Source organism: Isoptericola croceus, assembly GCF_029382255.1.
GTDB lineage: Bacteria > Actinomycetota > Actinomycetes > Actinomycetales > Cellulomonadaceae > Isoptericola > Isoptericola croceus.
Map to the genome: position 1 here is coordinate 139,996 of NZ_JARLLG010000005.1, position 21,144 is coordinate 161,139.

The 21,144-nt window shown below is 71.4% G+C and carries 22 protein-coding genes and 1 tRNA gene; 6 read left to right on the plus strand and 17 right to left on the minus strand.

Translation table 11 applies throughout. From position 1 onward, the window contains the following. Positions 1 to 33 precede the first annotated feature (33 nt). The 4 genes from PZC42_RS12685 to PZC42_RS12700 all read right to left on the minus strand — a co-directional run bounded on the left by PZC42_RS12685 (position 34) and on the right by PZC42_RS12700 (position 2,652). Positions 34 to 645 (minus strand): CueP family metal-binding protein, encoded by a 612-nt coding sequence (locus PZC42_RS12685; RefSeq protein WP_277211642.1) that lies wholly within the window; start codon positions 643 to 645, stop codon positions 34 to 36. A gap of 71 nt (positions 646 to 716) precedes the next feature. Then, positions 717 to 1,301: a DUF305 domain-containing protein gene (locus PZC42_RS12690; protein ID WP_277211644.1), complete on the minus strand. Its 585-nt coding sequence runs from the start codon at positions 1,299 to 1,301 to the stop codon at positions 717 to 719. 112 nt (positions 1,302 to 1,413) lie between these two features. After that, a complete protein-coding gene (locus tag PZC42_RS12695; protein WP_277211646.1) occupies positions 1,414 to 1,872 on the minus strand; it encodes a DUF6153 family protein in 459 nt (152 codons plus the stop codon). Between the two features lie 147 nt (positions 1,873 to 2,019). Further along, positions 2,020 to 2,652, minus strand: coding sequence for a TetR/AcrR family transcriptional regulator (locus PZC42_RS12700; protein ID WP_277211648.1), 633 nt, complete (start codon positions 2,650 to 2,652; stop codon positions 2,020 to 2,022). Between the two features lie 153 nt (positions 2,653 to 2,805). On the opposite strand from PZC42_RS12700, the gene PZC42_RS12705 reads away from it, so the two are divergent. The 3 genes from PZC42_RS12705 to PZC42_RS12715 are packed head-to-tail and all read left to right on the plus strand — an operon-like array spanning position 2,806 to position 4,597. Continuing rightward, complete coding sequence (locus PZC42_RS12705) at positions 2,806 to 4,146, plus strand: MFS transporter (RefSeq protein ID WP_277211650.1); 1,341 nt, start codon at positions 2,806 to 2,808, stop codon at positions 4,144 to 4,146. Between the two features lie 5 nt (positions 4,147 to 4,151). Further along, positions 4,152 to 4,334: a hypothetical protein gene (locus PZC42_RS22655; protein ID WP_368860271.1), complete on the plus strand. Its 183-nt coding sequence runs from the start codon at positions 4,152 to 4,154 to the stop codon at positions 4,332 to 4,334. Continuing rightward, the gene (locus tag PZC42_RS12715; RefSeq protein WP_277211652.1) at positions 4,331 to 4,597 is read left to right on the plus strand and encodes a hypothetical protein; all 267 of its coding nucleotides are present in this window, start codon (positions 4,331 to 4,333) and stop codon (positions 4,595 to 4,597) included. Before PZC42_RS22655 ends, PZC42_RS12715 begins: the two co-directional genes overlap by 4 nt. A 269-nt stretch (positions 4,598 to 4,866) precedes the next feature. Here PZC42_RS12715 and PZC42_RS12720 read toward each other — a convergent pair. From PZC42_RS12720 to rplU, 11 genes are all read right to left on the minus strand, one after another. Beyond that, a tRNA-Ala gene (locus PZC42_RS12720) sits at positions 4,867 to 4,939 on the minus strand. A gap of 78 nt (positions 4,940 to 5,017) precedes the next feature. After that, positions 5,018 to 5,704: a histidine phosphatase family protein gene (locus PZC42_RS12725; RefSeq protein WP_277211654.1), complete on the minus strand. Its 687-nt coding sequence runs from the start codon at positions 5,702 to 5,704 to the stop codon at positions 5,018 to 5,020. Between the two features lie 4 nt (positions 5,705 to 5,708). Continuing rightward, positions 5,709 to 6,152, minus strand: coding sequence for a ribosome silencing factor (rsfS, locus tag PZC42_RS12730; RefSeq protein ID WP_277211656.1), 444 nt, complete (start codon positions 6,150 to 6,152; stop codon positions 5,709 to 5,711). Further along, positions 6,149 to 7,228: a hypothetical protein gene (locus PZC42_RS12735; RefSeq protein WP_277211658.1), complete on the minus strand. Its 1,080-nt coding sequence runs from the start codon at positions 7,226 to 7,228 to the stop codon at positions 6,149 to 6,151. The genes rsfS and PZC42_RS12735 overlap by 4 nt, the downstream gene beginning before the upstream one ends. After that, positions 7,221 to 7,838: a nicotinate-nucleotide adenylyltransferase gene (nadD, locus tag PZC42_RS12740; protein WP_277211937.1), complete on the minus strand. Its 618-nt coding sequence runs from the start codon at positions 7,836 to 7,838 to the stop codon at positions 7,221 to 7,223. The genes PZC42_RS12735 and nadD overlap by 8 nt, the downstream gene beginning before the upstream one ends. A 4-nt stretch (positions 7,839 to 7,842) precedes the next feature. Beyond that, entirely contained in the window at positions 7,843 to 7,995 is a 153-nt protein-coding gene (locus PZC42_RS12745; RefSeq protein ID WP_277211659.1) for a hypothetical protein, read from the minus strand. Between the two features lie 57 nt (positions 7,996 to 8,052). Then, entirely contained in the window at positions 8,053 to 9,384 is a 1,332-nt protein-coding gene (locus tag PZC42_RS12750) for a glutamate-5-semialdehyde dehydrogenase (RefSeq protein ID WP_438802952.1), read from the minus strand. A gap of 10 nt (positions 9,385 to 9,394) precedes the next feature. Then, complete coding sequence (proB, locus tag PZC42_RS12755; RefSeq protein ID WP_277211661.1) at positions 9,395 to 10,549, minus strand: glutamate 5-kinase; 1,155 nt, start codon at positions 10,547 to 10,549, stop codon at positions 9,395 to 9,397. Positions 10,550 to 10,574: 25 nt separating this feature from the next. Next, positions 10,575 to 12,098 carry a GTPase ObgE gene (gene obgE / locus PZC42_RS12760; protein ID WP_277211662.1) on the minus strand — a complete coding sequence of 508 codons (1,524 nt, stop codon included), beginning with the start codon at positions 12,096 to 12,098 and terminating at the stop codon, positions 10,575 to 10,577. A 117-nt stretch (positions 12,099 to 12,215) separates the two neighbouring features. Next, complete coding sequence (gene rpmA, locus PZC42_RS12765; RefSeq protein ID WP_277211664.1) at positions 12,216 to 12,476, minus strand: 50S ribosomal protein L27; 261 nt, start codon at positions 12,474 to 12,476, stop codon at positions 12,216 to 12,218. A gap of 72 nt (positions 12,477 to 12,548) precedes the next feature. Continuing rightward, positions 12,549 to 12,857, minus strand: coding sequence for a 50S ribosomal protein L21 (gene rplU / locus PZC42_RS12770; protein ID WP_277211941.1), 309 nt, complete (start codon positions 12,855 to 12,857; stop codon positions 12,549 to 12,551). A 262-nt stretch (positions 12,858 to 13,119) separates the two neighbouring features. Between rplU and PZC42_RS12775 the strand changes: the two genes are divergently transcribed. Both PZC42_RS12775 and PZC42_RS12780 read left to right on the plus strand, forming a co-directional pair. Then, positions 13,120 to 13,746 carry a protein-L-isoaspartate O-methyltransferase family protein gene (locus tag PZC42_RS12775; RefSeq protein WP_277211666.1) on the plus strand — a complete coding sequence of 209 codons (627 nt, stop codon included), beginning with the start codon at positions 13,120 to 13,122 and terminating at the stop codon, positions 13,744 to 13,746. A 238-nt stretch (positions 13,747 to 13,984) separates the two neighbouring features. Continuing rightward, a complete protein-coding gene (locus tag PZC42_RS12780) occupies positions 13,985 to 15,085 on the plus strand; it encodes a fatty acid desaturase family protein (protein ID WP_277211668.1) in 1,101 nt (366 codons plus the stop codon). Here PZC42_RS12780 and PZC42_RS12785 read toward each other — a convergent pair. Beyond that, positions 15,079 to 15,687, minus strand: a complete 609-nt coding sequence (locus tag PZC42_RS12785; RefSeq protein WP_277211670.1) for a thymidine kinase — start codon at positions 15,685 to 15,687, stop codon at positions 15,079 to 15,081. The two genes, PZC42_RS12780 and PZC42_RS12785, sit on opposite strands and share 7 nt — an antisense overlap. 34 nt (positions 15,688 to 15,721) lie before the next feature. Continuing rightward, the gene (locus PZC42_RS12790; RefSeq protein ID WP_277211672.1) at positions 15,722 to 19,222 is read right to left on the minus strand and encodes an Rne/Rng family ribonuclease; all 3,501 of its coding nucleotides are present in this window, start codon (positions 19,220 to 19,222) and stop codon (positions 15,722 to 15,724) included. 399 nt (positions 19,223 to 19,621) lie between these two features. On the opposite strand from PZC42_RS12790, the gene PZC42_RS12795 reads away from it, so the two are divergent. Then, positions 19,622 to 21,121, plus strand: coding sequence for a cytochrome ubiquinol oxidase subunit I (locus PZC42_RS12795; protein WP_277211674.1), 1,500 nt, complete (start codon positions 19,622 to 19,624; stop codon positions 21,119 to 21,121). Positions 21,122 to 21,144: the final 23 nt, after the last annotated feature.

Below are 21,144 nucleotides of genomic sequence, written 5' to 3' on the forward strand. Positions count from 1 at the left end.
CCGGCCCCGGAGGAGGTCATCACCGATGGTCGGTCAGGTGAGCTGCAGGGTGGTGAGGCAGGTTGGATCGTCCTCGTTCACCGTGGAGACCGGCGCGGTTCCCGTCTGGCCGTCGTGCTCGACCGTCAGGGTGGCCTCGACGCCACGGGGCACCCAGAGGCCGACGAAGCCGTTGTCGAACGTCTGCCGCACCTCGTCGACCAGCACCTCACCGTCATCGCTGGTGAGCGTGACCCTGACCTCGGCATGGTCGAGCTCACCGAGACAGGTGGTCAGGCTGTGGAAGTAGCAGTCGTGCGTCTGCTCCCGGTAGGGCGCCACCGAGACGTAGACCTCGTGAGAGGGCATCGGCAGCAGGGTCTCGCGCTCCTGGTCGTCGGTGAGGACGAGAGCGTCGGGCCGCACGGAGGCGAACAGGTCGGCCGGCCGCTCGGCGACGGGCATCGTGTCCAGCCTCTCGATGACCTGCACGACGTCCAGGCCGGTCAGGTCGTGCGCGGCCAGGAACGCGCTGTCCGCGCTCTGGTCACCCGCCGAGGGTGATGCGGACTCGGAGGCAGAACAGCCCGTCAGGGCGAGCCCGACGGCGAGTACCGCGGCGGCGACGAGGAGGTTCCGCCGTCGGGGCTCGATGGAGTGAGGCATGGTGTGGTCCTTCGCCAGGTGTGAGGTCGGTGCCGCAGCTCGAGTGCTCCGGCACCGACCTCGTGGGCAGGTCAGAGGGTGGCCGAGAGGTCTTCCATCTGCTGGATCTCGGTGGTCTGCGCGTCGATGATCGTCTGTGCGAGCTCCACCGCTCCGGGGTTCCTCCCCTCGTCGACCTCGGCCTGTGCCATCACGATCGCGCCCTCGTGATGGCGGATCATCTGCTCCAGGAAGAGCCGCGACGCCTCCGCGCCGCCGGCCGCTTCGAGAGCGGCCAGATCGTTCTCGCTCATCATCCCGTCGCCGTGGTCCATCCCGTGCATCGCATGCTGGTCAGGGTCGATTCCCCAGTCGTGCAGCCAGCCCCGGAGCAGCTCGATCTCCGGACCCTGGGCCGCCTTGATGGCCTCGGCCAGCTCGACGACCTCCGGGTGGACGCCGTCCTGGGCGAGGACGATGTCGCTCATCTCGATGGCCTGCTCGTGGTGGGGGATCATCATCGACGCGAAGGCGACGTCCGTTCGGTTGACGTCTGCCGCCTGCTCGGACGAACCCTGTTCCGTGCCTGGCGTCGGATCATCCTCGGCGGAGCAGCCAGCCAGTACCAGGGCAGCGGAAAGCGAGAGTGCGGCGATCGCCGCTGTACGGAAGTTCATGCGTGTTCTCCAATGTCGACAGTCGCTTCGGTAGCGCCATGCCATGGCCGGCACGACGCGAGTGAGGGAGGGAACCGCGGGCGCGAGGACGCGACCGGGGTTCACCTGTCCATCACGTGCGACTGATGCAGAGAACGTGCAACGACGGTGCCCTGGAGGACACCCGGTCGGTGAGGTGCCGGAATGACCCTGCTCGGGACGGGGAGTGGAACCATCCGGGTACCAGCCGAGGCGGTATGAGGATGAGGAGGGCGAGGAGCAACGCGAGCACGCACGCCATCGCCATCCCCAGATGGTCACCAGCACCACAGTCCGCGCACGTCCCGCCGTGTCCCGCGGGCGTACCACCGGGCACCTGCTGGTGCGTGGCGGCGTCATGGCCGTGCGCGGCGTCCGGGACGAGGATCGAGACAGCAGCGGACGCGTGTGCTGCCGGGGTGCCGTGCACGTTCAGCGTGTGCATGGCCACCAGACCGACGATGATCGCGACGGCCAGCAGACCGCCCAGCAGCACGCATCGGAAGAAGCCCTGGAGGCCCTTCCCGGATCGCGTCGCCGCCGCGGACACCATGTGGCTCAGTGTAGGGCCGCCACCCCGAGGATCTCCGCGGTCGCCTCGGAGATCCGGAGCTCCGGAGTCAGGCGAGCGTCGAACTCGCCCCACCCCTGGCCCGTCTGGCGACTTGTCATCGGAGTATCCGGCAGCGAGGCGGGACGCTTATTGCCGGTCGGCTTCGCTGGTCGTCGCGGTGAATGCGGGCAAGAGGATCGCCTCGATGAACCACGGTGCGTCGTCGGGGTCGAGCCGGCCGGTGCGCACTTCCTCGGCCGCCCCGTTCATGACGACGTGGGTCGTGGCGAGCAGCCAGGTCACTGGCAGGTCGTGACGAAACGCGCCCTCCCGCTGGCCACGCAACAGCAGACCCCGCATGCGGGCCTCAGCCTTCTCGTGCATCTCACGGATGCGAGCCGCGGGGAGCTCCTTCTGCGCTGCCGCCAGCAGCGCACGGGACTGGTCGACGAGCAGCCAGCTGGAGGCGACCAGTCGCCGGAATGCTGCGCTGGCATCGCCGTCCAGGGGAACCTCCCTGAGGACTTCTTCGCCGCGTTCGATGCTCTCCACGAGGGCGGCGTCGATCAGCTCGGCTCGATTCTGGAAGTGGCCGTACAGAGTCATCCGGCCCACGCCGGCCTCGGCAGCGATGTCGGCGACTGAGGCATCGGGGTTCTTGCGGATCGCGGTCACTGTCGCGGCCAGCATCTTCGCTCGGTTCCGCTGGGCGTCGGCGCGCTGATTCGTCGCGGGCGCGCGCCGCAGGTTGCCAGTCGCAGCGTCCTTCTTCGTCGGCATGCTCCACCTCGTAACTCGTACAGGAATGTATGAGATAGTCTAGCCGTTGCATCCCGTACACCGATGATTGAGTTAGGAGTCGAGATGACTACTCACGCCCCGTCCGGGGAGGTCGTGAGCGCCCACCCACGACGATGGCTGGCGCTGGCACTGTTGGGCACCGCGCAGTTCATGCTGATCCTGGACGTGACGGTCGTGGCCGTCGCGCTGCCGCAGATGACCACCGACCTGGACCTGTCGCGCGAGGCGGTGACCTGGGTGGTCGCCGCCTACGCCCTGACCTTTGGTGGCCTGATGTTGCTGGGCGGGCGGAGTGCGGACCTGTTCGGGTCCAAGCCGATCATCTATATCGGACTGCTCGTCTTCACCGCGGCCTCGCTGCTGGCGGGCCTGGCTGAGAACGGCACCATCTTGCTGGCCGGCCGGGTCGCCCAGGGGCTCGGGGCAGCCATGCTTTCCCCGGCAGCCCTGTCGGTGGTGGTGCGCCTGTTCACCGGTGATGAGCGCAACCGGGCCCTGGGAATCTGGTCCGCGCTGGGCGGCGGCGGCGCCGCTGTCGGCGTGCTGCTCGGAGGACTGATCACCGCCGGTCCGGGGTGGCCATGGGTGTTCTTCATCAACATCCCCGTCGGCCTGGTCGTGGTCTTCGGACTGCTGCGGGTCCTGCCTCCTCTGCCGCCTGCGGCCGGAGAGGGAACCTCGCTCGACGTGCTCGGCGCCCTGCTGGTCACCGCGGCGACCGGCTCGGCGATCTACGCGCTGACCGTCGCCGGCGAAGACGGATGGACCAGCGCGCACACGCTCATGGGAGCCAGCGCCGCCGTCGTGCTGTACCTGCTGTTCGCATGGCGACAGAAAACCGCATCCGCACCCTTGATGAACCTCAGCCTGCTGGTGCGGCGACCTGTAGGAGCCGGAGTGTTCGTGATCATGATCGCTACGGCCCTGATGGTCGCTGTGTTCTTCCTCGGCACCTTCTACTTCCAGCAGTACGCCGGCCACGGCCCCCTGGCAACCGGCCTCCTGTTCCTGCCGATCGCGGCGGCCACCATGACCGGCGCGAACCTCGCGGGCCGCCTCATCGGCACGCTCGGGGCGCGCGTGCTCGGAGTCTCGGGGATGGCAATCGCCTCCGCCGGGTTGCTCGTGCCCGCCGTGTGGCCCACCACCCTGGCGACCACCATCGGGGTCAGCTTCGGCGCCTTCGGCATCGGCGCGCTGTTCGTTGTCGCCTCGGCTACCGCGCTGGGCCGGATCGGCCCAGAGGAGGCCGGCATCGCCTCTGGGCTGCTGAGCACCTTCCATGAGTTCGGCGCCTCCATCGGCGTCGCAACCGTCTCGAGCCTCGCCGCGGTCAGCCTGGTCGCGGGAGGTGGCGACGCCGGGTTCCAGCAAGCGTTCGGCTTCGCGGCCACGGCCGCCATCGTTGCCGCGGCCATCTCGCTCGTCGCGATCCCGCCACGCCCCATGGTCGCCTCACCGAGCTCGGCCTGACCCCGGTGCTCCTGACCGGCGACAACCAGACCGTGGCCGAGCAGGTCGCCGCCGAGGTCGGCATCGACCAGGTCGTCGCCGAGGTCCTGCCTCAGGACAAGGTCGACCTCCTCGCCCGCCGGCCGTGCACCCGTGAACGCCTGACCCATCACGTGTCACCACCCCACCAGAGAGGACGCACCCGATGACTGCACACCACCACACCGGTACCTCGACCAGCTCCCCCGGTGCCGGTTGCAGCGGCCACGGCCCCAGCGCCGAGGCCCTCGCCCAGACCCCGGCCGCGGAGATGGCCGAGTGCCCAGTCATGGTCGGCACCCGGGTCGTCAAGGCCGATGCGGAAGCTGCCGGCCTGGTCCGCGACCACAACGGGCAGCGGTACTGGCTGTGCTGCGCTTCCTGTGGCCCCCGGTTCGACACCGACCCGGACCGCTATGCCCATGCCGCTTGAAACCGGGTCATGAGCAGGCGCACAACCGGTGTCGGGGAACGATCGCCGGCGCCGGGATGCTGAGCGTGGAGGTTGCACCCGCTCCCTGAACCCATCGGCACGAGGCAGTGGCGCTCTCCGACCGAGAAACCAGCCTGCACGAACCAGGTGGCGTGTCCCGCGTTCGATGGGGTCGGATTGCTGGATTCTCGTGGAACCGACCGAACCGGGTCCGGACACAGAAGTGCCCCGTCAACAGACGGGGCACTTCTCGTTCTTCCTCAACTATGTGGAGCTGAGGGGACTCGAACCCCTGACCCTCTGCATGCCATGCAGATGCGCTACCAGCTGCGCCACAGCCCCGCGAACCTGGCCTGGGCGCCGGATTCGGGATGATCGTGCATTTCCTCCGGGCTTGCGCCCCTCGGGAACGGAGATATCTTAGGCAGACTTCGGCTCAGGCTCCAAATCAGCGTGCGGGCCCGTCTGCCAGCGGTCCAGCGGGTATCCGGCACCCACGTTGTGCGCCACGAGACGCCATCCGGGCACGGCTCCGGGAGCGGATCGGTGCAGGTGGGACCAGTGCACGTTGTGCATGCCGGAGATCCCTCGCCACGTGGCGGCGTCGAGCCCGAGCAAACCGGTGATGGCCAACGAGATGGCCGCACCGTGCGAGACGACCACGAGACACTCGTCACCCCCGAGCCGGTCGGCGTGCTCGAGGATCGCCGGGACCATCCTCGCGGCGACGGCGGCCTTCGTCTCTGCGCCGATCCCCGTCGGTTCCCCGCCGCGTCGCCACTGATCGCGCTCAGCCGGCCAGCCCGCCGCCATCTCGTCGGGCGTCAGCCCTTCCCACTCGCCGAACGACCTCTCACGCAGGCGCACGTCCGTCTCGACCGTGGCCTCGACGAGGGCCGCGTAGGCGTTCGCCGTGTCCACGGCACGCACCAGGTCGGACGAGACGACCCGCGAGGCCCGGTGCGACGCCACGAGTGCCGCCGCGCCTTCGGCAGCCTGCCACCGCCCGACCTCGTCGAGCGGGATGTCGATCTGGCCCTGGAGCCGTATCGCGGCGTTGTACGCCGTGCGCCCGTGCCGCAGCAGCACGATGGTCCCTGCCGTCACGGCGTCACTCCCCGCCCGACAGGCGGATCGATCCGTCCGGGGACGCCTCCCCGTACTCCGCCCGCGCTGCGCCGCCGTCTCCACCCCGTGCGTCCTCGGGCAGATCGATCGCCGGGCAGTCCTTCCAGAGGCGCTCGAGGGCGTAGTAGACGCGGTCCTCGGCGTGCTGCACGTGCACGACGACGTCGCCGAAGTCGAGGAGCACCCATCGCCCCTCGGCCTTGCCCTCCCGACGGATCGCCTTCGCACCGGCCGTGAACATGGCCTCTTCCACGGCGTCGACGACGGCGATCACCTGACGCTCGTTCGTGCCGGAGGCGATGAGGAAGACGTCGGTGAGGACGAGCTGTTCGCTGACGTCGAGGGCGATGATCTCCTGCGCCTTGCGGTCGGAGGCCGCACGCGCCGCGATGATCGCCAGCTCGACCGCGCGGTCCGTCGCCGTCATGGGGCATCCCTCTCGTCGGACATCGCCACCGTCGCCTCCTCCGTGCCGAAGCCCTCCTCGTCGGGACCGTCCAGGAGGAGGTTCCACACCAGCAGGCCGAGGACGAACGCGACGACGACCAGCACGATGTAGTGCAGCCACGTGTACGACGCCTCGGGCTCGTCCCACTCCTCGTCCTCGTCGAGGTCGATCCGGGAGGGCTGACCCTCCCCGATCACGGCGGCGAAGGGCGAGGCCCCTGGCGCATCGTTCCGGGTGGGTGCCGGCCTCGCGGGCCGCCCCGCGGGGACCGACTCGGAGCTCGCCGTGGCCCAGGGCAGCGACGGCGCGACGGCTGTCGCGTCCGGGTCCATGGTCGAGGAGCCTGCCGGGGCCGCGGGGCTCGTCGCCGAGCCGGGCCAGGCCGGCGCCGTCCGGGACGCGGAGCCCATCGACGGCCGGGCCGCCGGCGGGGGCGCCGCGGCAGAGTACCCGCCGGCACCGGCTGTCCCGGACGATGTGCCGTACGCAGACCGCCGGCTGGGCGTACCGGTGTCGAACGGGGAGGGCGGCGCCGGTGGGCTGGCTGCGGAGGCCGTGGGCGACGGGCCGGGGCGGGCAGCCCCGGGAGGCGGTGATCCGAAGGGCGAGCGCGGCGGTTCAGCCGGGCCCGGGGCGCCGTGGGAGGTCGGACGCGCCGACGTCCGTGCCGGCGCCTGGGACGGCGTCGGCGAGCCGGTCTCCCCACCAGGACGGCGTACCGGCGTCAGGCGACCGGTCTCGTCGACGCCGCGGACACCTCCGGAGGTCGACGGCGGGCGCACCGTCGGGGTCGGGGCGGGCGACGGGCTCGCTGCAGGAGCATGCTGCTCGCGCAGCGAACGACGCGACGGAGGTGGGCCGTACCCCGAGCTCGAGGGCGCGGACGGCGCCGAGGACGCGCTCGGCGCTCCACGGCCGAAGGCCGCCGGACCCGCACCGGGGACCGGCGCAGACGGACCGGGCGGCGATGCCTGCCGGGCCGCCGCCTCGGCGGCGGCCTGCTCTCGCTCGCGGATCTCCCGACGTGTCAGCGGCCGGGACGTGTTGTCACTCATCGAGACCTCGATACAGACCGTGCTTGGCGATGTACTGAACGACGCCGTCCGGCACCAGGTACCAGACCGGCTGGCCCGCCTCCGCGCGACGACGGCAGTCCGTGGAGGAGATCGCGAGCGCCGGGACCTCGAGCGTCGTGACACCCTCCGACGGCAGACCGTCGACCGTGAGCTGGTGGCCCGGACGGGTGACGGCGACGAAGTGCGCCATCTCCCACAGCGATCCCGCATCCTTCCACGTCAGGAGCTGCTCGATCGCGTCCGCACCCGTGATGAAGTACAGGTCGGCGTCAGGCCGATCCTCCCGCAGGTCACGCAACGTGTCGACCGTGAACGTCAGACCGGGGCGGTCGATGTCCACCCGGCTCACCGTGAACCGGGGGTTGGAGGCCGTCGCGATCACCGTCATGAGGTAGCGGTGCTCGGCCGGGGAGACGCGGGCGTCCTGCTTGAAGCTGGGCTTGCCGGTCGGCACGAAGACGACCTCGTCGAGGTCGAGCAGCGCAGCCGCCTCGCTCGCGGCCACGAGGTGACCGTGGTGGATAGGGTCGAACGTGCCCCCCATCACCCCGATGCGGGGACGACGCTGCTGGCTCACCGGTAGTCGGATGCTGTCAGTGCTTGTTGCTGGCGTTGCGGAAGGCGAACGTCGCGAGCAGCGCGACGACGAATCCCCCGAAGGCCAGCACGCCGATCATGATCGGCGAGATCCCGGACGACGCGTGCGCGGCTGCCTCCTCGGCAACCTGAACGGCGGTGTGCAGCACGGGGGCTCCTCAAGAGTAGTCGGGGCAAGTCGGGGCACAGTCTCTCACGACGCACGGTCAGGGCCGTACGTGGCCGTCACCGTGCACCACCCACTTGGTCGTGGTCAGCTCGGCGAGCCCCATCGGGCCGCGCGCGTGGAGCTTCTGGGTCGAGATGCCGATCTCGGCGCCCATACCGAGCTGACCACCGTCCGTGAAGCGTGTCGAGGCGTTGACCATGACCGCCGCCGAGTCGACCTCGGCCACGAACCGTTCGGAGGCGGCGAGGTCGCGGGTGACGATCGCCTCGGTGTGCCCTGAGCTCCAGGTGCGGATGTGGTCGATGGCCTCGTCGAGCGAGGCGACCACCCGGACGGCGAGCTCGGCAGCGAGATACTCCGTCGCCCAGTCCTCGTCCGTGGCCGAGGCGATCTCGATGCTCTCCGGCGCCAGCGCCCGCGTGCCCTCGTCACCGTGCAGGACGACGCCGGCACCGGCGAGCGCTGCGAGCGCGGCAGGAAGAACTCGTGGCGCGGCGTCGGCGTGCACGAGCAGCGTCTCCGCTGCGTTGCAGACCCCCACGCGCTGGGTCTTGGCGTTCATGATGATCTCGACCGCCGTCGCCGTGTCGGCCGACGCGTCCACGTAGACGTGCACGTTGCCCGTCCCCGTCTCGATCACGGGGACCGTCGACTGCTCCACGACGGTACGGATGAGGTCCGCACCGCCGCGTGGGACGAGCAGGTCGACCAGGCCGCGCGCCTGCATGAGGGCGACCCCGCCGGGCCGGCCGAACCGGTCGATCGACTGCACGAGGTCGCCGGGAAGGCCCCGTGCCTCCAGCGCACGACGCATCACGTCCACGATCACCGTGTTGGAGGACGCCGCCGCGCTGCCGCCGCGCAGGATCACCGCGTTGCCCGACTTGAGCGCCAGACCGGCGGCGTCGACCGTCACGTTCGGGCGGGCCTCGTAGATCATGCCGACGACGCCCATCGGGACACGCAGCTGTCGAACCCGCAGGCCGTTCGGCAGGGTCTGGCCCCGCACGACCTCCCCGACCGGGTCAGGGAGCGCCGCCAGCTCGCGCAGGGCCTCGGCGATCGCGACGACGCGGTCGGCCGTGAGTGCGAGACGGTCCAGCAGGCCGTCGCTCATCCCGTTCTCCCGGCCGCGCGCGACGTCCTCGGCGTTGGCCGCCACGATCTCGCCGGACGCGGCCACGAGGGCGTCACCGAGCGCGTGCAGGGTCTCGTCCTTCTCCGCACGGGTCGCGGTGGCCAGCACGCGGGCGGCGGCCTGCGCGCGGCGTGCGACGTCCTGGACGGCCGCAGTGACCTCCGGGTCCGGCTGCGGTCGCTGCGCAGGGCCGGGCGTCGTGGTCGGCGCGTCGTCGAACGTCATGGTCATGCCCCCGAGACTACGACGCCGAGGCCGACGAGGACAGGCCGTTCCGTCCTTCGAGCACCAGGTCGTTCCGGTGCACGACCTCGCGGTCGTACCCCTCGCCGAGGTCGTCGCGCAGCTCGTAGGTGGACCTGCCGAGCAACGGGGGGAGCTCGGAGGCGTCGTAGGCGACGAGCCCGCGGGCCACGACGGCACCGTCCGGACCGATCAGCTCGACCGGGTCGCCGGCGTCGAACTGTCCCTCGACGCGGGTGATCCCGGCAGGCAGCAGGGAGGCGCGGCCCCCGAGCACGGCGCGCGTGGCGCCCCCGTCCAGGTGCAGCCGACCGGCCGCCCGGGCGGCGTGGGCGATCCAGAGCCGCCGTGCCGAGGTGCGCTTGCCCCCGGCGGCGAAGAAGGTCCCGACGTCGTCGCCCGCCAGCGCCGCCGCGACGTTCGTGGCGGAGGTGAGGACGGCGGGCACCCCGGCCTCGGTCGCGATACGCACCGACTCGAGCTTGGTGACCATCCCGCCCGTCCCGACGCTGCTCCCCCGAGCCGTCACCTCGACACCGGCGACGTCGGCGAGATCAGCCACGTACGAGATCCGCCGTGCACCGGGACGCTTCGGCGGGGCGTCGTGCAGCCCGTCGACGTCGGTGAGCAGGACCATCGCGTCGGCGCGCACCAGGTGGGAGACCAGTGCGGCGAGCCGGTCGTTGTCGCCGAACCGCAGCTCGTCGATGGTCACGGCGTCGTTCTCGTTGACGACCGGTACCACCCCGAGGGCGAGGAGCTTCTCCAGCGAGCGTTGCGCGTTCCGGTACCGCACGCGACGCACCGTGTCCTCGGCCGTGAGCAGGGCTTGGCCGACCTGGAGGCCGTGCGCGGCGAACGCCTCGCTGTAGCGAGCCACCAGCTGGCCCTGGCCGAGCATCGCGCAGGCCTGCATGGTGGCCAGGTCCCGCGGCCGCGCCGTCAGCCCCGCCGGTCCGATGCCCGCGGCGATGGCACCCGAGGTCACGAGCACGACCTCCTGACCTTGCGCACGGCGCGCGGCGAGCACGTCCACCAGGGCCCTCAGCGCCGACACGTCGAGATGCCCGTCCGGCCGCGTCAAGGAGGAGGACCCGATCTTGACGACGAGCCGACGAGCGACGGGCAGCGCGGAGCGGGACGTGGTGTTCACGAGCCCATCATCCTCGCCACCGGCGTCAGCCGTCCGAGGGGTCCGCCCAGTGGCCCGCCTCGCGCTCGGTCCACAGCTCCTCGCGCGCCGCCGTCTTGGCGTCCATGCGCTCGCTGTGCTCCTGGCGCTTGCGAGCACGGGTCGGCCGCGACTCCTCGTCGAAACGCAGGTCGGTGCCTCGCGCACCGAGCAGCTCGGCACCCGTGCTCATCGTGGGCTCCCAGTCGAAGACGACGGCGTCGCGGTCGTCGCCGATCCGCACCTCGTCCCCGGCGACCGCACCGGTCTTGAGGAGCCGGTCCTCGACGCCGAGCTTGGCCAGCCGGTCCGCGAGGAAGCCGACGGCCTCGTCGTTGTTGAAGTCGGTCTGGCGCACCCACCGGCGCGGCTTGCGTCCCTCGACGAGGAAGTACACGTGGCCCGTGGACCCGTCGGTACGCCGGGTGACGGTGAACCCGGCGTCGTCGACGGCCTTCGGCCGCAGGACCACCCGGGTGGGCTCGGGCGGGGGCGCGGCGGCCCGGGCCTGAGCGACGATGTCCCCGAGCGCGAAGGTCAGGGGTCGCAGCCCCTCGTGGGAGGCCGTCGAGATCTCGAAGACCCGCAGGCCACGAGCCTCCAGGTCCGGCCGGACGAAGTCCGCGAGCTCGCGCGCCTCGGGCACGTCGATCTTGTTCAGCACCACGAGCCGGGGGCGCTCCGTGAGCGGTACGCGCCCACCCTCGATCCCCAGGTCACCGGCGTACGCGGCGAGCTCGGCCTCGAGCAGGTCGAGGTCGCTGATCGGGTCACGCCCTGGCTCCAGCGTGGCGCAGTCGAGCACGTGGACGATGACCGCGGTGCGCTCGATGTGGCGCAGGAACTCCAGCCCGAGCCCCTTGCCCTCGCTCGCGCCCGGGATGAGCCCGGGGACGTCGGCGATCGTGTACCGGGTGTCGCCGGCCTGCACGACGCCGAGGTTCGGCACCAGCGTGGTGAACGGGTAGTCCGCGATCTTCGGCCGGGCCGCGGAGACCGCGGCGATCAACGACGACTTGCCCGCGCTCGGGAAGCCCACCAGCGCGACGTCGGCGATCGACTTGAGCTCGAGGACGACGTCGCGCTCCTCGCCCGGCTCGCCGAGGAGCGCGAAGCCGGGAGCCTTGCGCTTCGGCGAGGCGAGGGCCCGGTTGCCCAGTCCCCCGCGGCCACCCTCCGCGATCACGTACTCCGTGCCGTCGCCCACGAGGTCGGCCAGCACGTTGCCGTCGCGGTCCTTGACGACCGTGCCGTCCGGGACGCGCAGGACGAGGTCGTCGCCCTTGGCGCCGTCCCGGTCGCCGCCCATGCCCTGGCCACCCCGGGACGCCCGGCGGTGGGGCGAGTGGTGGTACTCGAGCAGGGTGGTGGTCTGCGCGTCCACGACGAGCCGGACGCTGCCGCCGTCACCGCCGTTGCCGCCGTCGGGCCCGCCGAGCGGCTTGAACTTCTCGCGGTGCACGGACGCGACGCCGTGCCCGCCGTCACCGCCGGCAGCGTGCAGCACCACTCGATCGACGAAGCTGGCCATGCGTAGATCCTCTCAGGACGGCGGGCGGGGAACAGCACGAGGGGCGCACCCGAGATGGTGCGCCCCTCGTGGGAAGTGCGTCAGCGGATCGCTGCGCTCCGGCTCAGGCCTGGACGATCAGGCCTGGGCCGCCGCGACGATGTCGACGACCTTGCGGCCACGACGCGTCGCGAAGGCGACCTCGCCGGCGGCCAGCGCGAACAGCGTGTCGTCGCCACCGCGGCCGACGTTCTCGCCCGGGTGGAAGTGGGTGCCGCGCTGGCGGACGATGATCTCGCCCGCTCCGACGACCTGGCCGCCGTAGCGCTTCACACCAAGCGACTTGGCGTTCGAGTCACGACCGTTGCGCGAGGAGCTCGCGCCCTTCTTGTGTGCCATGTCAGGCCTGCTTTCTGGGAGTACGAAGAGAGTACGAAGAGGGTGGGACCGGGCGGCCGGAGCCGCCGGACGTCACTTGATGCCGGTGACCTTCAGGCGGGTCAGCTGCTGGCGGTGACCCTGGCGCTTCTTGTAACCGGTCTTGTTCTTGTACTTCTGGATCGAGATCTTCGGGCCCTTGGCGTCCCGCACGACCTCGGCGGTGACCTTGACCTTCGCGAGCTTCTCGGCGTCGGTCGTCACCTTCTCCCCGTCCACGAGCAGGATCGCGGGCAGCTCGACGGTCTCGCCGGCCGCGCTCTGGATGCGGTCCATGACGACGATGTCGCCCACGGACACCTTTTCCTGACGGCCACCGGCCTTGACGATCGCGTACACCATGCTGATGCTCATCTCTCCTGGTCTTGGCGTGCTCGCACGACGTCGGTCACCGGCTTGATCTGGGACTCGGGCCGCCGCGGCGGTCGAGTGCGGTGCGCCGAGGGCACACGGGACTGGCGCACTGAGGGCGCACCGACGTACTACTGTACGCGACGTCACCTGCTGCCATCAACCGTGGACGAGGCAGCGGACCGTGACCTGAGGCACGTCCCGCGCCGCACTCCGGTTCGCGAGGCACCAACCGGCGGCCGATGATGGCCAGGTGAGGACCGCACCTCCGCCGCACGACGGCCGTGTCCCCGACGTCGGCCCCGACGAGCCCGACGACGCCGTCGCGGCCGCCCTGCGCGCCGTCGACCGTCGAGGGTTCCTCCCGCGCGGGCAGCGGTCCGCCGCCGCGGCCGACCACCCGCTGCCCATCGGCCACGAGCAGACCTGCTCGCAGCCGTCGACCGTGGCGGCCATGCTGCGGCTGCTGCGGGTACCACGCGGCACCGCGGTGCTCGACGTGGGTGCCGGGTCGGGATGGACGACGGCGCTGCTCGCCCACCTCGTCGGGCCCGAGGGTGAGGTGCTCGGTGTCGAACGCCTCGCCGACCTCGCCGCCTGGGGCGGTGAGAACCTGGACCGCCTGGAGATGCCGTGGGCGCGGATCGTGCCGGCCACGCCCGGCACCCTCGGCGCCCCCCGGGAGAGCGGTTGGCCCCGCATCCTGGTCTCGGCCGCGCCCGAGGAGCTGCCGAGGGAGCTCGTCGACCAGCTCGCGCCCGGCGGCCGGATGGTCATCCCTGTGCGGGGCGTGATGCTGCTCGCCGAGCGGTCCGACGACGGGACCGTGCGCACCACCGAGCACGGCGGCTACCGCTTCGTCCCGCTCGTGCAGGACTAAGTCGCTCCGCCTGCTCTTGTCCTGCGGCCCGCCGTGCAGCACGATGTGCGGTGATGGACGCCACAGCTCGGCACCGATGCCGCTGCCGCTGCCCGCGGGTGAGCTCACCGAGCGACCTGTGCGAGACCTTCACGACCAGGTCGCGACCTGACAACCTACGGTCCCGTAGGCTCCAGACATCCGCACGACCATCATCCCGGCTGGGAAGCCGGCACCGATCAACCACTGCGAGGCATGCATGACCCTCACCGCCACGTCCACCATCGACGAGACCGGTCCCCCGCAGAGCGCCGCCGCCCGCTTCACCAGCAGCTACAGCGAGCTCGCCCGCCAGGTGCGCGAGGCCGGTCTGCTGCGCCGGGCCTACGGCTACTACCTGGCGATGGGGATCGGTGTGACGCTGGCGCTGGCCGGCATCGTCACGGGGATGGTGCTCCTCGGAGACTCCTGGTTCCAGCTGCTCATGGCGGGTGCGCTCGGCATCGTGCTGACCCAGATCGCGTTCCTCACGCACGAGGCCGCGCACCGGCAGATCTTCGCGAGCGGCCCGGTCAACGACCTGGTCGGGCGATGGCTCGCCAACGCCGTCGTCGGGATCAGCTACTCGTGGTGGATGACCAAGCACACCCGGCACCACGCCAACCCCAACCAGGTGGGCAAGGACCCTGACATCGCGGCCGACACGATCCGGTTCACCCCGGAGTCCGCCGCCGAGGTCCGCGGTCCCCTGCGGCACATCACCCGCCGCCAGGGCTGGCTGTTCTTCCCGCTGCTGACCCTCGAGGGCCTCAACCTGCACGTCACCTCGATCCGCTCGCTGCTGACCGGTGACCCCAAGACGCTCAGCGCCCGTCGTCGCGAGATCATCACGATCTCCGTGCGCCTCAGCCTGTACGTCGCCGTGATCGTCTGGATGATGCCGCTGGGCCTCGCCGCCGCCTTCATCGGGGTGCAGCTCGCCGTCTTCGGCGTCTACATGGGAGCCTCCTTCGCCCCCAACCACAAGGGCATGCAGCTGGTGCCGGCCGGCGCCAAGATGGACTTCCTGTCCAAGCAGGTCCTGACCTCCCGCAACATCCGCGGTGGCTGGTTCATGAACGTCCTGATGGGTGGGCTCAACCACCAGGTCGAGCACCACCTGTTCCCGAGCATGCCGCGACCGAGCCTGGCGAAGGCGCGGCTCCTGGTCCGCGATCACTGCGAGAGCCACGGCCTGCCCTACACGGAGACGAGCCTCCTCGCGTCCTACGCGATCGTGGTCCGCTACCTCAACCAGGTGGGGCTCGCGGCCCGCGACCCGTTCGACTGCCCCCTGCGGCAGGACCTGCGCGGCTACTGAGCCCCCAGCACGCCGACCTCAGAGGTCGGCGTGCGGTGCGCCCGGCAGCGCGCCTGGTAGGAGTCCGTCCCGCCGACGTGCGCGGTGACGGCTGCGAGGGCGTCGCCCGCCGGAGCTCCGCCGTCGGGCAACCGCACGTGGTACGCAGCGTCGCGGCCGCACACGGTACAGACGGCCGTCAGCTTGGCGACGGTCTCGGCGAGCGCCATGAGCGCGGGGACGGGCTCGAACGGACGGCCGTCGAACGTCACGGTGAGCCCGGCGACGACGACGTCGAGCCCGGTGTCGAGCAGCCCGAGGACGACGTCCACGAGGTCGGCCCCGAAGAACTGCGCCTCGTCGATCGCGACCATCGTGGTCCCCGGCCCCACGAGGCCGGGGATCTCGCCGGCACCGCCGACCACCCGCGAGGCGATCTCGACCCCGGAGTGGGCGGCCACCACTCCCGCCCCGTAGCGGGTGTCGAGGACGTGCGCGACGGTCAGCACCTCGCGCCCGGCGATCTCGGCGCGGCGCACCCGGCGCACCAGCTCCTCGGTCTTGCCGGCGAACATGGGCCCGCCCACCACCGTGAGGCGACCGGGGTCTCGACCGTCGTCCATGCGGACCAGTCAAGCACCCCGGTCACCCCGGCGCTCAGGGCGTGTCGGTCAGCGCCGCAGCCTCGACATCAGCCTGCTCAGGAGCCTCTTCGGCTCCGGCTCCTTTGCTGGGTTCCGCCTCCGGACCGGACGACGGCGCCGGCTCGTCGGCAGGTGCAGCAGCCTCGGGTTCCGCGACCGGGGTCTCGACGGGCTCTGCGGCAGGTTCGGGCAGGACGATCGCGTCGACCGCTGCCTCGACCGCCGCGCCGGCCTCGGCCGCGGTCTCCTCGGTCACGGGTTCCGGCCGGTCCGCCGGAGCGGCCTGCGCATCCTCGTCACCACCATCGTGCTCGTGGTCGTGCGCGTGGGCGGCCGCTGCCGCGATCGTGGCGAGCGTCGCCTTGACCGCCTCGCGCGCCTCGGACTTGTCCTCCGGGAGCTTGGCCATGTCGATGCCGGACGGCGACTCGTCCTTCTTCGCACCGCGCTTGCGACGGGGCCTCTTGGAGCCCGAGTCGTCACCTGAGGCGGACGCCGCGGCACCGCCCCGCTCGATCGGCTCGCTGTGCACGATGAAGCCTCGGCCCTTGCAGTGCTCACAGGTGGACGAGAACGCCTCCACGAGGCCCTGACCGACGCGCTTGCGCGTCATCTGCACCAGGCCGAGGGAGGTGACCTCGGCCACCTGGTGCTTCGTCCGGTCGCGGCCGAGGCACTCCACGAGCCGGCGCAGCACCAGGTCGCGGTTCGACTCGAGCACCATGTCGACGAAGTCGATGACGATGATGCCGCCGATGTCCCGCAGCCGGAGCTGGCGGACGATCTCCTCCGCGGCCTCCAGGTTGTTGCGGGTCACCGTCTCCTCGAGCGTGCCACCCGATCCGGTGAACTTGCCGGTGTTGACGTCGACGACGGTCATCGCCTCGGTCCGGTCGATGACCAGCGAGCCGCCCGAAGGCAGCCAGACCTTGCGGTCCATGCCCTTGGCGAGCTGCTCGTCGACGCGGTGCCGGGCGAAGACGTCGCCCGGCTCGTTCCACTTCGAGACACGCTCGCGCAGGTCCGGGGCGAGCTCGGCCACGTAGGAGGAGATCTCGGACCAGGCGTGGTCTCCCTGCACGACGAGCGAGGTGAAGTCGTCGTTGAAGATGTCACGCACCACGCGGATCGCCATGTCGGGCTCGCCCTGCAGCAGGCTGGGCGCGCTCGTCGACGACTTCTCCGCCTGGGCGGAGATCGCCTGCCACTGGGACTCCAGGCGCTCGACGTCGGCACGCAGCTCGTCCTCCGAGGCACCCTCGGCGGCCGTCCGCACGATGACGCCGGCACCCTCGGGCACCACGTCGCGCAGGATCTTCTTCAGACGGCTGCGCTCGGTGTCGGGCAGCTTGCGGCTGATGCCGGTCATACCGCCGCCGGGCACGAACACGAGGTAGCGGCCGGCGAGCGTGATCTGGGACGTCAGCCGGGCACCCTTGTGCCCGATGGGGTCCTTAGTGACCTGCACCAGCACGGAGTCACCCGACTTGAGCGCCTCCTCGATGCGGCGGGGCTGGCCCTCGACGCCCGCGGCATCCCAGTTGACCTCCCCGGCGTAGAGCACGGCGTTGCGCCCCTTGCCGACGTCGACGAAGGCCGCTTCCATGGAGGGCAGCACGTTCTGCACCCGGCCGAGGTAGACGTTGCCGACCATCGAGGCCTGTTCCTGCTGGGAGACGTAGTGCTCGACGAGCACGCCGTCCTCGAGCACGGCGATCTGGGTGCGGCCGCCCTCCTCGCGCACGAACATCGACCGCTTCACGGACTCGCGGCGCGCGAGGAACTCCGCCTCGGTGATGACCTGGCGACGCCGACCGGCGTCCCGCCCGTCGCGGCGACGCTGGCGCTTCGCCTCCAGACGGGTCGACCCCTTGAGCGCCGTGACCTCGTCGTCGGCCCGTTCCTTGCGCCCGCTCTCGCGCTCGCCGCCTCGGCCGCTCCGGCGACGCCGACGACGCCGACGGCTCGAGCCTGACGACTCGGCGTCCTCCACCGGCTCGGTGTCGCGATCGCTCTCGTCCTCGGAGCCGGGCTCGGCCGGCTCCTCGCCCTGGCCCGAGCGGCGACCGGCCGGCGGCTGCGAGGAGCTCGCCTCGCCAGCCGGCACGGGCTCGTCCGCGCTGTCCTCGCCGTCCTCGTCCTGGTCGTCCTCGTCGTCCAGCTCGCGCTGATCGACCTTGCGGCCTCCGCGGCGGCCGCGGCCGCCGCGACGGCGCCGACGTCGCGGGCGGATGTCCGACTCGTCGCCGTCCTCGCGGAAGTCCTCGGGCAGGAGCTCGGGGAGCGTGATGCCCTCTGCCTGCAGCTCGGTCTCGATCAGCTCGAGCTCGGAGACGGCGGCCTCCTCGGCCTCGCTCAGTGTGATCGGCTCGGCTTCCTCCGGGGCCCCGGGACCGGCTGCGGGCTCGACGGGTGCCGACTCCTGCTCGTCCGCGGGGGCGTCGCCGATCTCGTCCGCCGCTGCCTTCGTCGACCGGCGGCCGCGACCTGCTCCGGACTTCTTCGCCGACCTCTTGCTCTTCGCGGTGGCGGCGTCCGCGGCGGGTTCCTCCACCGGCTCGGGCGCGGGGCCGGCGTCCGACTCCGTCGCGACGTCCGCGTCGTGCACCCGAGGCGGTCCTGCTGGGGCCTGGGCACGACGAGACCTGCGCGGACCCGACATCTCCGGGGCCTGGAACAGCAGCGCGGTTGTCGCGAGACGCGGCGCGCCGGTACCAGCCTCGGTGGGCGCGGTCGCCGGCTCGGGCGTCGGGGTTGCGTCGGCCGCGGGCGCCGTCGGCGCGTCGCCCTCCGGTGCGGCGGACCTCGCCGCAGCGGGCTCGGCGACGGGTGCGTCCGCCCGGCCCTCGCCGGACGCGCGAGATGCCCGACGACGCTTGGGCGCAGCGACCGTCTCGGACACCTGCTCCGCGTCGGCGGGCACGTCGGCGGTCTTCCTCGCCGTACGGGACCGCGACCTCTTCGGGGGCTCGGACTCGTCCGCCGACGTGGCGCGCGGCGACTTCTTCCCGGAGCCGGCGGCCGACGACGAGGTCGTCGACGCCGGGCCGCCCGGCAGCACGATGTCGTCGAGCGAGAGGGAAGCCGCGGCTCCCGACGTCTCCGAGGCGCGTTCGGGCAGGGTGATCTGCTCGGGGCTCGCTGCCCTGTCGTTACTGGCGGCGGCAGGTGAGGCGTCCGCCGAGGTCGCGCTGTCAGCCGTCGCGGCCGCAGCAGGACCGGCGGTACGACGTGTGGCGCGGCGCGATCGACGGGCGGGGCCGGTCGCCGGGACGTCCTCGGCAGCCGGGGTCTGCTCCGGCTGGGGGGTGGCCGGCGTCGTCGGCTGCTCCGTCGGGTCGTCGGCGGGAGCCGGGGTCTCAGGTACCACGGCAGCGGGCACCACGATCGGCGCCGGGCCTGTGGTCTGGGGGGCCGAGGTCGGCCGCGTGACTCGACGGCGGGTCGCACGCCGCGGCGGGGTGCTCCCGGCCTCGGTCGTCGCCTGGTCGCCGGTCGGGGTGTCTGACGTCACGAAATACGCTCCTGCTCCCGGATGCCGGCCCACACCTACCGGCCGCCGGGTGGTCGCCGTCGGGTGGCAGCGCTGCTCAGCGCGCCGCCCGGACGGAAGTCTCGGTCTCGGCTGCATCTCCCCCGTCTTCGCGGCCGCCGGCCGCCGGGCCCCTTCACGCCCGGCTGCGGCACCGCGTGCGGGACGCGGGAGCTGCAAGCATGTCGACCGCCCGAGGGATGTGGCCTCGGAGGTCTGCTCTCCAGTATCGCACTCCCCGACCAGAGCGCAGACCGTCACCGACCCCGGCGTGGCGCCGCTCACATCCGCTCGCGACGGCTTGACTTGTGAAAACCTTCACGAGAGCCTTCGTGAAGATCTTCACAAGGTCGCTCCGCCTCGCACCGAAGGAGTCCTCTCGTGGACGCGCTCGCTCTGGCTCGGTGGCAGTTCGCCATCACCACCGTCTACCACTTCATCTTCGTCCCGCTCACGATCGGGCTCGCACCCCTCGTCGCCGGGATGCAGACGGCCTGGGTCGTCACGCAGAAGGAGCGCTGGCTGCGGCTGACGAAGTTCTTCGGCAAGCTCCTGCTGATCAACTTCGCCCTCGGCGTCGTCACCGGCATCTGGCAGGAGTTCCAGTTCGGCATGGCCTGGAGCGAGTACTCCCGGTTCGTCGGGGACGTGTTCGGCGCGCCGCTCGCCATGGAGGCCCTGGCCGCGTTCTTCGTCGAGTCGGTCTTCCTCGGGGTCTGGATCTTCGGGTGGGACCGGGTGTCCAAGAAGATCCACCTGGCCTCCATCTGGCTCTTCGCGCTGGCCACCACCCTCTCGGCGTTCTTCATCCTCGCCGCGAACTCCTGGATGCAGCATCCCGTCGGCGCCGTCTACAACCCGGAGACCGGCCGGGCCGAGATGGAGTCGATCTGGGCGGTCCTGACGAACAGCACGCTCTGGGCGGCCTTCCCCCATGCCGTCACCGCCGCGTTCCTCACCGCCGGCACGTTCGTGGCGGGCATCGCCGCCTGGTGGATGGTGCGGCTGACCCGGAGCAGGAAGCCCGAGCACGTCGAGACGGCACGGACCGTCTATCGTCCGGCCGTCCTGGTCGGCGTGTGGACCATGATCATCGCCGGGCTCGGCGTCGCCTACACGGGGGACGTCCAGGGCAAGCTCATGTTCGAGCAGCAGCCGGGCAAGATGGCTTCCGCGGAGGCGCTCTGCGAGGGTGAGGAGGAGGCCGCCTTCTCGATCCTGTCCGTCGGCCCGCTGTACGCCGGATGCGAGGACGTGCGGCACCTGATCACGATCCCCGGCCTGGCCAGCTACCTCGGGACCGGGCACTTCAGCGGCGAGGAGTCGTACCTGCCGGGCGTCTACGACGTCCAGGAGGAGTACACCGCACGCTATGGCGACGTGACCGCTGCGGGAACGCCCGTCCAGTACACCCCTCCGCTGGCCATCACCTACTGGTCGTTCCGCCTCATGATCGGCCTCGCGGCGTTCTCCGTGGCGCTCGCCCTGGCCGCCCTGTGGCTCACCCGCAAGGGCAGGGTCAGCGACAACGTCTGGCTGGGCAGGCTCGGGATCATCGCTCTGCCCATGCCGTTCGCGGCCTCGTCGTTCGGCTGGATCTTCACCGAGGTCGGCAGACAGCCCTGGGTGGTGGCGCCCAACCCGACCGGTATCGACGAGATCCGGCTGCTGACCGAGCGCGGGGTCTCCACGGCCGTCCCAGCCGGGGTGATCCTCACGTCGATGATCGTGCTCACCGTGGTCTATGCCGTGCTGGCCGTCGTCTGGTTCCGGCTCATGCGCCGCTACGCGATCGAGGGGGTCCCCGACGTCGTCCGGGACGAGTCGCCGGAGGCGCAGGATCCCGACGACGACGACCGCACCCTGTCCTTCGCGTACTGAGCGCGCCCGAACACCCGACTGGA

Excerpts from the sequence above, each read along its gene's own strand:
- PZC42_RS12715 (WP_277211652.1), top strand. The coding sequence starts at position 4,331 with ATGACTGCACACCACCACACCGGTACCTCGACCAGCTCCCCCGGTGCC.
- PZC42_RS12695 (WP_277211646.1), bottom strand. The coding sequence starts at position 1,872 with ATGGTGTCCGCGGCGGCGACGCGATCCGGGAAGGGCCTCCAGGGCTTC.
- PZC42_RS12685 (WP_277211642.1), bottom strand. The coding sequence starts at position 645 with ATGCCTCACTCCATCGAGCCCCGACGGCGGAACCTCCTCGTCGCCGCC.
- PZC42_RS12735 (WP_277211658.1), bottom strand. The coding sequence starts at position 7,228 with ATGAGTGACAACACGTCCCGGCCGCTGACACGTCGGGAGATCCGCGAG.
- rplU (WP_277211941.1), bottom strand. The coding sequence starts at position 12,857 with ATGGTGTACGCGATCGTCAAGGCCGGTGGCCGTCAGGAAAAGGTGTCC.
- PZC42_RS12690 (WP_277211644.1), bottom strand. The coding sequence starts at position 1,301 with ATGAACTTCCGTACAGCGGCGATCGCCGCACTCTCGCTTTCCGCTGCC.
- rpmA (WP_277211664.1), bottom strand. The coding sequence starts at position 12,476 with ATGGCACACAAGAAGGGCGCGAGCTCCTCGCGCAACGGTCGTGACTCG.
- PZC42_RS12785 (WP_277211670.1), bottom strand. The coding sequence starts at position 15,687 with ATGGACGACGGTCGAGACCCCGGTCGCCTCACGGTGGTGGGCGGGCCC.
- rsfS (WP_277211656.1), bottom strand. The coding sequence starts at position 6,152 with ATGACGGCGACGGACCGCGCGGTCGAGCTGGCGATCATCGCGGCGCGT.
- PZC42_RS12780 (WP_277211668.1), top strand. The coding sequence starts at position 13,985 with ATGACCCTCACCGCCACGTCCACCATCGACGAGACCGGTCCCCCGCAG.
- PZC42_RS12750 (WP_438802952.1), bottom strand. The coding sequence starts at position 9,384 with ATGACCATGACGTTCGACGACGCGCCGACCACGACGCCCGGCCCTGCG.
- PZC42_RS12700 (WP_277211648.1), bottom strand. The coding sequence starts at position 2,652 with ATGCCGACGAAGAAGGACGCTGCGACTGGCAACCTGCGGCGCGCGCCC.
- obgE (WP_277211662.1), bottom strand. The coding sequence starts at position 12,098 with ATGGCCAGCTTCGTCGATCGAGTGGTGCTGCACGCTGCCGGCGGTGAC.